Source organism: Streptomyces sp. NPDC021622 (assembly GCF_040640795.1).
Lineage (GTDB): Bacteria > Actinomycetota > Actinomycetes > Streptomycetales > Streptomycetaceae > Streptomyces.
The window spans coordinates 106,822-120,770 of sequence record NZ_JBFACK010000010.1 but is presented as its reverse complement, the minus strand read 5'-3'; the positions used below and the strand labels follow the sequence as shown (position 1 = coordinate 120,770).

Genomic DNA, 13,949 nt, shown 5'->3' with positions numbered 1-13,949 from the left:
GCCGCCCCGCCGACACGCTCCGAACGGGCGAAGTCATATGCTGCACAGCATGACGAGTGAGCCGGAGCAGCAGATCGGAGTGGGGACGCAGGACGCGTTCCAGCGCCTGTGGACGCCCCACCGGATGGCGTACATCCAGGGCGAGAACAAGCCGAGCGGTCCGGGGGCCGACGACGGCTGTCCCTTCTGCTCCATCCCGGCCAAATCCGACGAGGACGGCCTGGTCGTCGCGCGCGGTGAGCAGGTGTACGCGGTGCTGAACCTCTACCCGTACAACGGCGGCCATCTGATGGTCGTGCCCTACCGGCACGTCGCCGACTACACGGAGCTGACGGCGCTCGAGTCGGCCGAGCTCGCCGAGTTCACCAAGCAGGCGATGACGGCGCTGCGGGCCGCCTCCGGCGCACACGGCTTCAACATCGGCATGAACCAGGGGACGGTGGCGGGCGCCGGCATCGCCGCGCACCTGCACCAGCACATCGTGCCGCGCTGGGGCGGGGACACGAACTTCATGCCGGTCGTCGGGCACACGAAGGTGCTGCCGCAGCTGCTCGCGGACACCCGCAAGATGCTGGCGGACGCCTGGCCCGCCGCGCTCTAGCCCCGCTCACGCATCGTAGACATCCGCCTTCCTCGGCATCGGGTCCTGCACCGCGCCGCTGAGGAAGCCGGAGCGGGCACCGAACTTCTCGGTGTTGACGCCGTTCTCCTTGAGGACCTTGATGGCCGCCGTGTGCACCACGCGCAGTACCGGCGTGGCCGCGCGCAGCGCGTCGTCGGCCATGAAGCGGTGCCGCCACGGCTTGTCCGCCCAGGCGTGCCGCAGGCCGAAGGGCTCGGGCAGGACCAGCTTGCCGCCGAGGTAGTCCAGGAGCGGTGGGTACCACGTGAAGGGGGCGCGGACCGCGAGGCGTACGACCTCGTCCGCGTCGACCAGCGGCAGCTTGCGGTCGGTGGTCTCCCAGAACTTGATCGGCTTGGCGACGGTCTTCGTCTTGGGGTCGGGCTTGCTGGTGAACAGGGAGTGCACCGGGCCAAGCGCGTGCCCGGTGACCTCGATGCGCAGCGTCTCGTGCAGGACGGTCACCGTGATCAGCATCGTGATCACCAACTGGCCGTCCCAGAGCGTGAACTGGACACCCAGATAGTGGCGGTCGCCGCTGCCGAACTGCTGCTCGTTGCAGATCCGCTGTATCTCGTGGCCGCGGACCTGGAAGGCCTCGACGTCCGTGCCGCTGGGGCGGGCCACCGCCTTCGCGTTCTCCCCGATGGGGGAGACGATCCAGTGCTTTATCGACGGGGTCGGGAAGCCGCCGGTGTGCAGCGGTCCGCGCTCCAGCATGCGCAGCTGGTCGTGCACCGCCCGTATGACGTCCCAGCTGCGAAAGGGGTGGATCTCCTTGTCCTCATCGGCGGCCACCAGCTCCTCGGCGAGCTGCCAGCTGCCCCAGCGGGTGCCCATGCCCAATATGCCCTTGGGGCCCGCGTAGAAGACCGAGTTGCTCTGCTGCTCCGCGGAGAGGCGCGCGAGGCCCTGGCGCAGCCGCTCGGCGGCGGTCTCGCCCGGGCTGCCCGGCACCGCCTCGGGGATCTTGGCGCCGATGCCGCCGCCCGCGAGCAGACTGTCCCAGCGCTCGCGCAGATCCCTTGCCGTGCGCTCGGCGATCAGCTTGGCCCAGAACCAGCCGACCACCGGGACCACGATCGCGGCCCGTACGTACCAGGCCCAGAAGCCGCCGAAGGGCAGCCTCAGGAGGAAGATCACGGCGAGCACGCCCACGGCGACCAGGACGGCCGTCGCGATCGCGTTCGCCCGCTTGTCGTCCTTCTTGATCACCGCCTGGCGGCCCGCGAAGACAAGCAGCCAGGCGAGCAGGCCCGGCAGGAAGAGCAGTCCGCACAGCGCCATCACGGCGGTGAGCCAGCGGTCGCGGTCCTTGCGGATGTTGTTCGCCGCGAGGCAGTGCTCGACGATCGACTGCGGCTCCGTCCCGAAGGACTGGATGAGCGGCTTGCGCGCGCCGCCGAGCATCCGCATCTGGACGGCGCGCGCGAACGCCTCGCCCAGGTTTGGTGCGAAGAGCTTGAACAGGCCGCTCTTCACCTCGGACTTGTGCCACTCGCTGTTGGCGTCGAGGATCTTGTCGGCCTTGCTGTCGCGGTACGCGGCCGACGCGAGGGCATGCGTCGCCGCTGTCTGGCCCGCGGCTCCCGACAGCGGGACCTGCGCGCCGGGCTTGAAGTCGAATACGTCGTCCGCCACTGCCGCCCCCATCGCCGCAAGAATCTCGCTGCTGCGGCTTTTCCCGACTTCCGTACCTGGCACACCTGTTGATCAGGTCATCAGCGTATCGGTGCGCACCGACATCCGTCATGGGGCGGCCGGATGCCGCTCGCCCGGAGGGGAGAGAGCCAGCGGCATCCGGCCAGATCCCTGACGGGATCTCAACTAGGAGACGTCCTGGGCCTGTTCACGGATCCTCTCGGAGAGCTGCGGGGGCATGGGTTCGTGCCGGGCGTAGCTGCGGCTGAACCGTGCGGTGCCCTGCGAGAGCGACCTCAGGTCGACCGCATACCGGCCGATCTCGATCTCCGGGACCTCGGCCCGTACGAGCGTGCGCCCGCCGGGTGCCTGCTCGGTGCCGACCACCCGGCCGCGGCGCCCCGACAGGTCGCTCATCACCGAGCCCACGTGGTCGTCGCCGACCAGGACCTGCACCTCGGCGACCGGCTCCAGGAGATGGATCCTGGCGTCGGCCGCGGCCTCGCGCAGGGCGAGCGCGCCCGCCGTCTGGAACGCGGCGTCGGAGGAGTCCACCGAGTGCGCCTTGCCGTCGAGCAGCGTGATCCGTACGTCGATGAGCGGGTAACCGGCGGCCACGCCCTTGGCGGCCTGCGCCCGTACGCCCTTCTCGACGGAGGGGATGAACTGCCGGGGCACGGCACCGCCCACGACCTTGTCGACGAACTCGATGCCGCTGCCGCCGGGCAGCGGCTCGACCTCGATCTCGCAGATCGCGTACTGCCCGTGGCCGCCGGACTGCTTCACATGACGCCCGCGGCCGCCGGACTTGCCCGCGAACGTCTCCCGAAGGGAGACCTTGTGGGCGACGACGTCGACCTGTACGCCGTACCGGCTGCGCAGCCGCTCCAGGGCGACATCGGCGTGCGCCTCGCCCAGACACCAGAGGACCACCTGATGGGTGTCCTGGTTCTGTTCCAGGCGCATCGTCGGATCCTCGGCGACGAGCCGGGACAAGCCTTGGGAGAGCTTGTCCTCGTCGGCCTTGCTGTGTGCCTGGATGGCCAGCGGAAGGAGCGGGTCGGGCATGTCCCAGGGCTCCATCAGGAGCGGGTCGTCCTTCGCCGACAGGGTGTCGCCGGTCTCGGCGCGGTTCAGCTTGGCGACGCAGGCCAGATCGCCCGCGACGCACTGGGCGAGGACACGCTGCTGCTTGCCGAAGGGCGAGGAGAGCGCGCCCACGCGCTCGTCGACGTCATGGTCCTCGTGGCCGCGGTCCGCGAGGCCGTGCCCGGACACATGCACGGTCTCGTCGGGGCGCAGGGTCCCGGAGAAGACCCGGACCAGCGAGACGCGTCCTACGTAGGGGTCGGACGCGGTCTTCACGACCTCGGCGACCAGCGGTCCTCCGGGGTCGCAGCCGAGCGCGGGCCGCGCCTTGCCGTCCGGTGTGGTGACGGCGGGCGCCGGGTGCTCCAGGGGGGTCGGGAAGCCGCCCGTGATCAGCTCAAGGAGCTCGACCGTGCCGATGCCCTGCCGGGCGCCCTCGGCGGCGGGTGCCGCCGCGAGCACGGGGTGGAAGATGCCGCGCGCCACGGCCCGCTCCAGGTCGTCCACCAGCGTCTTGAAATCGATGTCCTCGCCGCCGAGATAGCGGTCCATGAGGGACTCGTCCTCGCTCTCGGCGATGATCCCTTCGATCAGCTGATTACGGGCCGCCTCGATCAGCGGCAGCTGCTCCTCGCCCGGTTCGGACTCCTTGCGCTCCCCGGAGGCGTAGTCGAAGACCCGCTGCGAGAGCAGCCCGATCAGGCCCGTCACCGGCGCGTGCCCGTCAGGGCCCTTGGCGCCGTGCAGCGGCAGGTACAGCGGAAGCACGGCATCGGGATCGTCGGCCCCGAAGGCCTCGGCGCAGGTCCGCGTCATCTCGGTGAAGTCGGCGCGGGCCGCCTCCAAGTGGGTCACCACGATGGCCCGCGGCATGCCGACCGCCGCGCACTCCTCCCACACCATGCGGGTCGCGCCGTCCACGCCGTCGGCCGCCGAGACCACGAAAAGGGCCGCGTCCGCGGCGCGCAGACCGGCCCTGAGCTCCCCGACGAAGTCGGCGTATCCAGGTGTGTCCAGCAGATTGATCTTGAAGCCGCCCCATTCCACCGGGACCAGCGACAGCTGTACCGAGCGCTGCTGGCGATGCTCGATGTCGTCGTAGTCGGAGACGGTGCCGCCGTCCTCCACGCGGCCCGCCCGGTTCACCGCCCCCGCCGTCAGCGCGAGGGCTTCCACCAGAGTCGTCTTGCCCGATCCGCTGTGGCCGACCAGCACCACATTCCGTACGGACGCTGGGTGGTCGGCCGTCGCTGCCCTGCCGGCGGCTCCGGGGTGTGCGTGTGCCTTGTCGCCCATGCCTTGGCCTCCCGGTCACGTGCACGAAGAGGAGGCTCAGCCCCCTCGGGGATGCTGGCTGCTGTCGGACACGCGGGGCCGCGTGCGGGTCGGCTCCGGCGACGCCCGCTGTGCTTTCGAGCTTTCCACTCGGGTCACGGTGCGTCCATACGTCGTACGCGATCGTGAGGGGGCGAGCCGCTCCGTCAAGGGCGTGACTACGATGGGCCAGCCGGTGGCCAACAGGGCCGCGCGGCTCACCGACCCCTCGGGAAGGCCATGCTGAACAAGTACGCGCGTGCATTCTTCACGCGTGTTCTCACGCCGTTCGCCGCGTTTCTCATCCGCCGCGGGGTGAGCCCCGACGCGGTCACGTTCATCGGCACGGCCGGTGTGGTGGCGGGAGCGCTGGTCTTCTTCCCCCGCGGAGAGTTCTTCTGGGGCACGATCGTCATCACGCTCTTCGTGTTCTCCGACCTGGTCGACGGGAACATGGCGCGGCAGCTCGGCCGCTCCAGCCGCTGGGGCGCCTTCCTGGACTCGACGCTCGACCGGGTCGCCGACAGCGCGATCTTCGGCGGGCTCGCCCTCTGGTACGCGGGCTCGGGCGACAACAACATCCTGTGCGCCGTCTCCATCTTCTGCCTGGCCAGCGGCCAGGTGGTGTCGTACACGAAGGCGCGCGGCGAGGCGATCGGCCTGCCCGTCGCGGTCAACGGCCTGGTGGAGCGCGCCGAGCGCCTGGTGATCTCGCTGGTCGCCGCGGGCCTCGCGGGGCTGCACAAGTTCGGGGTCCCCGGCATCGACATCCTGCTGCCCATCGCGCTGTGGATCGTCGCGGTCGGCAGCCTCGTCACCCTCGTCCAGCGCATGGTGACCGTGCGCCGGGAGTCCGCCGAGGCGGACGCGGCGGCCGCCGGCGAGGCCAAGACCGGGGCCGAGGCACAGGGCAGCGAGGCGACGTCGTGAACGACCGGCTGACCGACGCTCTCTACGGGGCCGGCTGGAGCACGGTCAAGAAGCTCCCCGAACCAGTGGCCGTACGGCTCGGCCGGACCATCGCCGACGCCGTGTGGAAGCGCCGCGGCAAGGGCGTCCTGCGCCTTGAGGCCAACTACGCGCGCGTGGTGCCCGACGCGAGCCCCGAGCGCCTTGCCGAGCTGTCCCGTGCGGGCATGCGCTCGTACCTGCGCTACTGGATGGAGTCCTTCCGGCTGCCGTCCTGGAGCCGGGAGCGCATAAAGGAAGGCTTCGTCCCCAAGGACGTGCACCATCTGACCGACGGCCTGGCCTCCGGCAAGGGCGTCATCCTCGCGCTTCCGCACCTGGGCAACTGGGACCTGGCGGGCGCCTGGGTCACCACCAAGCTGGAGACGCCGTTCACGACGGTCGCCGAGCGGCTCAAGCCCGAGACGCTGTACGACCGTTTCGTCGCCTACCGCGAGGGCCTCGGCATGGAGGTACTGCCGCACGAGGGCGGCTCCGCCTTCGGCACGCTTGCCCGGCGGCTGCGCGACGGCGGCCTGGTCTGCCTCGTCTCCGACCGGGACCTCTCGGCCTCCGGGGTCGAGGTGAAGTTCTTCGGCGACACCGCGCGGATGCCCGCGGGGCCCGCGCTGCTCGCCCAGCAGACCGGCGCGCTGCTGCTTCCGGTCACGCTCTGGTACGACGACTCCCCGATCATGAAGGGGCGCGTCCATCCGCCCATCGATGTCCCCGAGACAGGTACCCGTACGGAGAAGACGTCTGTCATGACGCAGGCGCTGGCAGACGCCTTCGCCACGGGTATCGCCGACCATCCGGAGGACTGGCACATGCTGCAACGCTTGTGGCTCGCTGATCTGGACCCCGCGAAGGGGCCCGGTCAAGGGTCTGACGAGGCGACGCCGTGAAGATCGGAATCGTCTGCCCCTACTCGTGGGACGTCCCGGGCGGCGTCCAGTTCCACATCCGCGACCTCGCGGAGCACCTGATCCGCCTGGGGCACAAGGTGTCCGTGCTCGCCCCGGCGGACGACGAGACACCGCTTCCGTCGTACGTCGTGTCGGCGGGCCGCGCCGTTCCGGTGCCGTACAACGGCTCGGTGGCCCGGCTCAACTTCGGGTTCCTGTCGGCCGCACGGGTGCGCCGCTGGCTGCACGACGGCACGTTCGACGTGATCCACATCCATGAGCCGACCTCGCCATCGCTCGGGCTGCTCAGCTGCTGGGCGGCCCAGGGGCCGATCGTCGCGACGTTCCACACCTCCAACCCGCGCTCCCGGGCCATGATCGCCGCGTATCCGATCCTGCAGCCCGCGCTGGAGAAGATCAGCGCGCGCATCGCGGTGAGCGAGTACGCGCGCCGCACCCTGGTCGAGCACCTGGGCGGCGACGCGGTCGTCATCCCGAACGGCGTCGACGTCGACTTCTTCGCCAACGTCGAGCCCAAGGCCGAGTGGCAGGGCGGCACGATCGGCTTCATCGGCCGCATCGACGAGCCGCGCAAGGGCCTGCCGGTGCTGATGCGGGCGCTGCCGCAGATCCTCGCGGAGCGGCCGGCGACCCGGCTCCTGGTCGCGGGGCGCGGCGACGAGGAGGAGGCCGTCGCCTCGCTGCCCGCCGAGATGCGCTCGCGCGTCGAGTTCCTCGGCATGGTGAGCGACGAGGACAAGGCGCGGCTGCTGCGCAGCGTCGACGTGTACGTGGCGCCCAACACCGGCGGCGAGAGCTTCGGGATCATCCTGGTCGAGGCGATGTCGGCGGGCGCACCCGTCCTCGCCAGCGATCTGGACGCCTTCGCGCAGGTCCTCGACCAGGGTTCGGCGGGCGACCTCTTCACGAACGAGGACGCCGACTCGCTGGCCGCGGCCGCCCTGCGGCTGCTCGGCGACCCCGAGCGCCGCGAGGAGCTGCGTGAGCGCGGCAGCAAGCACGTACGCCGCTTCGACTGGTCGACGGTGGGCGCGGACATCCTCTCCGTGTACGAGACGGTGACGGACGGCGCGGCGGCGGTCGCCGCGGACGAACGGACGGGCCTGCGGGCGCGGTTCGGACTCGCGCGGGACTGAACACCAAGGTGTCGCCGGGCGTTCGGCGCGCCCGGCGGTAAAGCGGCCCGGCCGCCTCGACTAGCCTCAGGCCGGTGACCTCCACACTGATCTGGATCGCGGTAGCCCTCTTCGCGATCGGCCTCTACCTGAGCTGGACCGCCGGACGCCTCGACCGGCTGCACGCGCGCATCGACGCGGCCCGCGCCGCCCTGGACGCGCAGTTGCTGCGCCGCGCCTCGGTGGCCCAGGAGCTGGCCACATCGGGGGTGCTCGACCCCGCGGCCTCCATCGTGCTCTACGAGGCGGCGCACGCGGCCCGGCAGGCGGAGGAGGAGCAGCGCGAGGTCGCCGAGAGCGAACTCAGCCAGGCGCTGCGCGCGATCTTCGGCGAGGCCCAGCAGGTCGAGGCGGTGCGCGAGGCACCGGGCGGCGACGAGGCGGCGAGCGAGCTGGCCGCGGCCGTGCGCCGGGTGCCGATGGCCCGGCGCTTCCACAACGACGCCGTACGCGCGGCCCGCGCCCTGCGCAGGCACCGCAAGGTCCGCTGGTTCCGCCTGGCAGGACACGCGCCGTTCCCGATGGCTTTCGAGATGGACGACGAGCCGCCGGTGGCGCTCGCCGACCGCGCGACCACGTAGCGCCACCGCACGGCTCTGACCAGGGGCGTACGGGAAAAATGAGCCACCGGTCAACCATTGGCCCTTGCTGTGGACTGGTCGCGGGGCGTTATCTCGTAGAAGTAGGCACCCGTCTTCAGCAAGCGAGGTCAACTCCGTGTCCAGCACCCTCTCCAGCAGCAACCAGTCGCCCGAGACCGGCACCGCGCGCGTCAAGCGCGGCATGGCCGAGCAGCTCAAGGGCGGCGTCATCATGGACGTGGTCAACGCCGAGCAGGCGAAGATAGCCGAGGACGCCGGCGCCGTCGCCGTCATGGCCCTGGAGCGGGTCCCGGCCGACATCCGCAAGGACGGCGGAGTGGCCCGGATGTCCGACCCGAACATGATCGAAGAGATCATCGAGGCCGTCTCCATCCCGGTCATGGCCAAGTCCCGCATCGGCCACTTCGTCGAGGCCCAGGTGCTCCAGTCCCTCGGCGTCGACTACATCGACGAGTCCGAGGTCCTGACCCCGGCCGACGAGGTCAACCACAGCGACAAGTTCGCCTTCACGACCCCGTTCGTGTGTGGTGCCACCAACCTGGGCGAGGCCCTGCGCCGCATCGCCGAGGGCGCGGCCATGATCCGCTCCAAGGGCGAGGCCGGCACCGGCAACGTCGTCGAGGCCGTCCGCCACCTGCGCCAGATCAAGAACGAGATCGCCAAGCTGCGCGGCTTCGACAACAACGAGCTGTACGCCGCCGCCAAGGAGCTGCGCGCCCCGTACGAGCTGGTCAAGGAGGTCTCCGAGCTGGGCAAGCTGCCGGTGGTCCTCTTCTCGGCCGGTGGCGTCGCCACCCCCGCCGACGCCGCGCTGATGCGCCAGCTCGGCGCCGAGGGCGTCTTCGTCGGCTCCGGCATCTTCAAGTCGGGCGACCCGGCCGCCCGCGCCGCCGCCATCGTGAAGGCCACCACCTTCTACGACGACCCCAAGATCATCGCCGACGCTTCCCGCAACCTGGGCGAGGCCATGGTCGGCATCAACTGCGACACCCTGCCCGAGGCCGAGCGCTACGCGAACCGGGGCTGGTAATGACCACTCCCGTAGTGGGCGTCCTCGCCCTTCAGGGGGACGTACGGGAGCACCTGATCGCCCTGGCCTCGGCTGACGCCCTGGCCAGGCCGGTCCGGCGCCCCGAGGAGCTCGCCGAGGTGGACGGCCTGGTCATACCCGGCGGCGAGTCCACCACCATCTCCAAGCTGGCCACGCTGTTCGGCCTCCTGGAGCCCTTGCGGGCACGCGTGCGTGCCGGTATGCCGGTGTACGGCACCTGCGCGGGCATGATCATGCTCGCCGACAAGATCCTGGATCCGCGTTCGGAGCAGGAGACCGTCGGCGGCATCGACATGATCGTGCGGCGCAACGCCTTCGGGCGGCAGAACGAGTCCTTCGAGGCGGCCGTCGACATCGCCGGCATCGAGGGCGCTCCTGTGGAGGGTGTCTTCATCCGCGCCCCCTGGGTGGAGTCCGTCGGCGCCAGTGCCGAGGTGCTCGCCGAGCACGAGGGGCACATCGTCGCCGTACGCCAGGGCAACGCGCTCGCCACGTCGTTCCACCCCGAGCTGACGGGCGACCACCGGGTGCACGAGCTGTTCGTCGGGATGGTGCGCGGGAACGCGGCGGCGGGATCCTAGTAGGATCTCCGGGGGTTCCCCGGGCCTTAAGGTGTCGGGGAGTTCGTACTGGTTGGGTAACGCGAAGGAGACAGGCAGATGTCCGGCCACTCTAAATGGGCTACGACGAAGCACAAGAAGGCCGTGATTGACGCCAAGCGCGGCAAGCTCTTCGCGAAGATGATCAAGAACATCGAGGTCGCGGCCCGCACGGGCGGCGCCGATGTGTCCGGCAACCCGACGCTCTTCGACGCCATCCAGAAGGCCAAGAAGAGCTCGGTTCCGAACAAGAACATCGACTCCGCGGTCAAGCGCGGCGCCGGTCTCGAAGCCGGCGGCGCCGACTACGAGACGATCATGTACGAGGGCTACGGCCCCAACGGTGTCGCGGTGCTCATCGAGTGCCTCACCGACAACCGCAACCGCGCCGCATCGGACGTCCGCGTCGCCATGACCCGCAACGGCGGCTCGATGGCCGACCCGGGCTCCGTCTCGTACCTGTTCAACCGCAAGGGCGTCGTGATCGTCCCCAAGGGCGAGCTGTCCGAGGACGACGTCCTGGGTGCGGTCCTTGACGCGGGCGCCGAAGAGGTCAACGACCTGGGTGAGTCCTTCGAGGTGCTCTCCGAGGCCACCGACATGGTCGCGGTCCGCACCGCGCTCCAGGACGCCGGGATCGAATACGACTCGGCCGACGCCAACTTCGTCCCGACCATGCAGGTCGAGTTGGACGAAGAGGGCGCGCGCAAGATCTTCAAGCTGATCGACGCGCTCGAGGACAGCGACGACGTACAGAACGTCTTCGCCAACTTCGACGTGAGCGACGAGGTCATGGAGAAGGTCGACGCGTAGCGCTGCCGCGAGCTGAGCAGTTTCGGCGGGCCGGGTGGGACACACGTCCACCGGCCCGCCGCTGTTGTCAGTGGCAGCGGATAGCCTGGCGTGAAGTTCAAAGATCACCGCCGCGACGAGGGGAGGCCGCGCATGCGCGTACTGGGGGTGGACCCCGGGCTGACCCGGTGCGGCGTCGGCGTCGTCGACGGGGTCGCCGGGCGGCCGCTGGCCATGCGCGGCGTCGGTGTCGTACGGACGCCGCCGAACGCCGAGTTGGGCCACCGCCTCGTCGCCATCGAGCAGGGCATCGAGCAGTGGCTGGACGAGCACGATCCCGAAGTCCTCGCCGTGGAGCGGGTGTTCAGCCAGCACAACGTCCGTACGGTGATGGGCACGGCCCAGGCGAGCGCCGTCGCCATGCTCTGCGCGTCGCGCCGCGGCATCCCCGTCGCCCTGCACACGCCCAGCGAGGTCAAGGCCGCCGTCACCGGCAGCGGCCGGGCCGACAAGGCGCAGGTCGGCGCGATGGTGACCAGGCTCCTGAGGCTCGACGCGCCCCCGAAGCCCGCCGACGCCGCGGACGCCCTCGCCCTCGCCATCTGTCATATCTGGCGCGCCCCCGCGCAGAACCGCCTCCAGCAGGCCGTGGCCCAGAACCGCCTCCAGCAGGCCGCAGCCCTGCACGCATCGAAAGGCCGTACCGCATGATCGCCTTCGTCAGCGGCCCCGTCGCCGCCCTCGCCCCCGATGCCGCGGTGGTCGAGGTCGGCGGCATCGGCATGGCCGTCCAGTGCACGCCGAACACGCTCTCCACACTCCGCGTCGGCCAGCAGACCAAGCTCGCCACGTCCCTGGTCGTACGGGAAGACTCGCTCACCCTGTACGGCTTCGCGGACGACGACGAGCGGCAGACCTTCGAGCTCCTTCAGACCGCGAGCGGTGTCGGACCGCGCCTTGCCCAGGCGATGCTCGCCGTGCACAGCCCCGACGCCCTGCGCCGCGCGGTCGCCACCGGTGACGAGAAGGCGCTCACCGCCGTCCCCGGCATCGGCAAGAAGGGCGCCCAGAAGCTGCTCCTGGAGTACAAGGACCGGCTCGGCGAGCCCCTCGGCACGGGCGGCCCCGCGATCGGCAAGGCCGTCACCTCCGGCTGGAGCGACCAGCTGCACGCGGCGCTGATCGGCCTCGGGTACGCCACGCGAGAGGCCGACGAGGCCGTCGCCGCCGTCACCCCGCAGGCCGAGGCGTCCGAGAAGCCGCAGGTGGGCCAGCTCCTCAAGGCCGCCCTGCAGACGCTGAACCGCACCCGCTAGCCCACCGACCACCAGAACCACACCACGAGGCGACCTCATGAACTGGGACGAGACCACCGACGACACGACCGCGCCGGCGGGTGCGGCCGACCGTCTTGTCGGTGCGTCCGCCGACGGGGAGGACCAGGCGGTCGAGGCGGCGCTGCGCCCCAAGGACCTGGACGAGTTCATCGGCCAGGAGAAGGTCCGCGAGCAGCTCGACCTGGTCCTGCGCGCGGCCCGAGCGCGGGGCGCCACCGCCGACCACGTACTGCTCTCCGGTGCCCCGGGCCTCGGCAAGACCACACTTTCCATGATCATCGCAGCCGAGATGGGCGCCCCGATCCGCATCACCAGCGGCCCGGCCATCCAGCACGCGGGCGACCTCGCGGCGATCCTCTCCTCCCTCCAGGAGGGGGAGGTGCTCTTCCTCGACGAGATCCACCGGATGTCGCGGCCCGCCGAGGAGATGCTCTACATGGCGATGGAGGACTTCCGCGTCGACGTCATCGTCGGCAAGGGCCCCGGCGCCACCGCCATCCCGCTGGAGCTGCCGCCCTTCACCCTGGTCGGCGCCACCACCCGCGCGGGCCTCCTGCCGCCACCGCTGCGCGACCGCTTCGGCTTCACGGCCCACATGGAGTTCTACGAGCCGGCCGAGCTGGAGCGGGTGGTCCACCGCTCCGCACAGCTGCTCGACGTGGCCATCGACCCGGCCGGCGCCGCCGAGATCGCGGGCCGCTCCCGCGGCACGCCCCGTATCGCCAACCGTTTGCTGCGCCGCGTACGCGACTATGCGCAGGTCAAGGCCGACGGCGAGATCGACAGGGACATCGCGGGCGCGGCCCTGAAGGTCTACGAGGTGGACGACCGCGGCCTCGACCGCCTCGACCGGGCCGTCCTGGAGGCGCTGCTCAAACTGTTCGGCGGCGGACCCGTGGGTCTGTCGACGCTCGCCGTCGCCGTGGGGGAGGAGCGCGAGACGGTCGAAGAGGTGGCCGAGCCCTTCCTGGTACGGGAGGGACTCCTCGCCCGCACGCCCCGCGGCCGCGTCGCGACGCCCGCGGCATGGGCGCATCTCGGCCTTGTTCCCCCGCGTCAGGCGGGCGGAATCGGACAAGGGGACCTGTTCGGGGCGTGACGGCGCGCGTACTCGCACGGTCAGGAACTGCGGTGCCATGCTGAGCGTTGTTCGTTAGGTGCGGACTCGCTTAGACTCCGCCGATGCCGTCCCTTGTGGGCGGCGTGCCCACCCCCGTCCATCAGGCCGCTTACCTGCGCGGTCATGCGAAGGAAACTCCGTCCCGTGAATATCGTGACCCTCCTCCCCTTCATCGTGCTCATCGGGGCCATGTTCCTGATGACGCGGTCCGCCAAGAAGAAGCAGCAGGCGGCCGCGCAGATGCGCAATGAGATGCAGCCCGGCACCGGCATCCGCACGATCGGGGGCATGTACGCCACCGTCAAGGAGGTTCACGACGACGCGGTCCTCCTTGAGGTGGCTCCGGGCGTGCACGCGTTTTACGCGAAGAACGCCGTCGGCGCCGTCCTCGAGGACGACGAGTACAACCGCATCGTCCACGGCGTGGGTGCCGACCTGAAGTCGAACACCCCCATCGTTCCGGACGACGCCTCCTCCCTTACCGAGACCGACGAGCCCGCCGCCGACGCTTCCGACGACTCGCCCATCGACCTCGGCAAGAAGGACGCGGACACCGCTCCCGAGGACGACGCCGAGCCGAAGAAGACCGACGGCGAGTCCGACGCGAAGTAGCCACCACCGGGGTCCGTGGGGCGCGCCGCTCGCGCTGCCACGGTCCTCGCAGTGCGTGGGTTTCGTGACGGGTCTCGACACCATTTCATGGCCGCCCACCTGGGAACTCCCCGCTCAGTGA

The 13,949-nt window shown here is 70.5% G+C and carries 14 protein-coding genes; 12 read left to right on the top strand and 2 right to left on the bottom strand.

Annotation, left to right across the window (positions count from 1 at the left end):
- Window positions 1-37 precede the first annotated feature (37 nt).
- Entirely contained in the window at window positions 38-601 is a 564-nt protein-coding gene (locus AB0G47_RS21080) for an HIT domain-containing protein (protein ID WP_360771955.1), read from the top strand.
- A 6-nt stretch (window positions 602-607) separates the two neighbouring features.
- Here the strand turns inward: AB0G47_RS21080 and AB0G47_RS21075 are convergent, their stop codons facing one another.
- Entirely contained in the window at window positions 608-2,275 is a 1,668-nt protein-coding gene (locus tag AB0G47_RS21075) for a hypothetical protein (RefSeq protein ID WP_360771952.1), read from the bottom strand.
- 174 nt (window positions 2,276-2,449) lie between these two features.
- Window positions 2,450-4,648 (bottom strand): elongation factor G-like protein EF-G2, encoded by a 2,199-nt coding sequence (locus tag AB0G47_RS21070; protein ID WP_360771950.1) that lies wholly within the window; start codon window positions 4,646-4,648, stop codon window positions 2,450-2,452.
- A gap of 258 nt (window positions 4,649-4,906) precedes the next feature.
- On the opposite strand from AB0G47_RS21070, the gene pgsA reads away from it, so the two are divergent.
- The 11 genes from pgsA to yajC all read left to right on the top strand — a co-directional run bounded on the left by pgsA (window position 4,907) and on the right by yajC (window position 13,828).
- Window positions 4,907-5,596: a phosphatidylinositol phosphate synthase gene (gene pgsA / locus AB0G47_RS21065; protein WP_360771947.1), complete on the top strand. Its 690-nt coding sequence runs from the start codon at window positions 4,907-4,909 to the stop codon at window positions 5,594-5,596.
- Window positions 5,593-6,519 carry a phosphatidylinositol mannoside acyltransferase gene (locus AB0G47_RS21060; RefSeq protein ID WP_360771944.1) on the top strand — a complete coding sequence of 309 codons (927 nt, stop codon included), beginning with the start codon at window positions 5,593-5,595 and terminating at the stop codon, window positions 6,517-6,519. The genes pgsA and AB0G47_RS21060 overlap by 4 nt, the downstream gene beginning before the upstream one ends.
- A complete protein-coding gene (locus AB0G47_RS21055; protein ID WP_360771941.1) occupies window positions 6,516-7,676 on the top strand; it encodes a glycosyltransferase family 4 protein in 1,161 nt (386 codons plus the stop codon). Before AB0G47_RS21060 ends, AB0G47_RS21055 begins: the two co-directional genes overlap by 4 nt.
- A gap of 74 nt (window positions 7,677-7,750) precedes the next feature.
- The gene (locus AB0G47_RS21050; RefSeq protein WP_135333393.1) at window positions 7,751-8,296 is read left to right on the top strand and encodes a hypothetical protein; all 546 of its coding nucleotides are present in this window, start codon (window positions 7,751-7,753) and stop codon (window positions 8,294-8,296) included.
- 136 nt (window positions 8,297-8,432) lie between these two features.
- Window positions 8,433-9,347, top strand: coding sequence for a pyridoxal 5'-phosphate synthase lyase subunit PdxS (pdxS, locus tag AB0G47_RS21045; protein ID WP_266868985.1), 915 nt, complete (start codon window positions 8,433-8,435; stop codon window positions 9,345-9,347).
- Window positions 9,347-9,949, top strand: coding sequence for a pyridoxal 5'-phosphate synthase glutaminase subunit PdxT (gene pdxT / locus AB0G47_RS21040; RefSeq protein WP_266868986.1), 603 nt, complete (start codon window positions 9,347-9,349; stop codon window positions 9,947-9,949). The genes pdxS and pdxT overlap by 1 nt, the downstream gene beginning before the upstream one ends.
- Before the next feature lie 78 nt (window positions 9,950-10,027).
- Complete coding sequence (locus AB0G47_RS21035) at window positions 10,028-10,780, top strand: YebC/PmpR family DNA-binding transcriptional regulator (RefSeq protein ID WP_190082512.1); 753 nt, start codon at window positions 10,028-10,030, stop codon at window positions 10,778-10,780.
- Window positions 10,781-10,912: 132 nt separating this feature from the next.
- Window positions 10,913-11,470 (top strand): crossover junction endodeoxyribonuclease RuvC, encoded by a 558-nt coding sequence (ruvC, locus tag AB0G47_RS21030; protein WP_360771934.1) that lies wholly within the window; start codon window positions 10,913-10,915, stop codon window positions 11,468-11,470.
- Window positions 11,467-12,075: a Holliday junction branch migration protein RuvA gene (ruvA, locus tag AB0G47_RS21025; RefSeq protein WP_266868988.1), complete on the top strand. Its 609-nt coding sequence runs from the start codon at window positions 11,467-11,469 to the stop codon at window positions 12,073-12,075. Before ruvC ends, ruvA begins: the two co-directional genes overlap by 4 nt.
- A 37-nt stretch (window positions 12,076-12,112) precedes the next feature.
- Window positions 12,113-13,195, top strand: a complete 1,083-nt coding sequence (ruvB, locus tag AB0G47_RS21020) for a Holliday junction branch migration DNA helicase RuvB (RefSeq protein WP_360771930.1) — start codon at window positions 12,113-12,115, stop codon at window positions 13,193-13,195.
- Window positions 13,196-13,360: 165 nt separating this feature from the next.
- Entirely contained in the window at window positions 13,361-13,828 is a 468-nt protein-coding gene (gene yajC / locus AB0G47_RS21015; protein WP_360771927.1) for a preprotein translocase subunit YajC, read from the top strand.
- The last annotated feature ends 121 nt before the right edge of the window (window positions 13,829-13,949 follow it).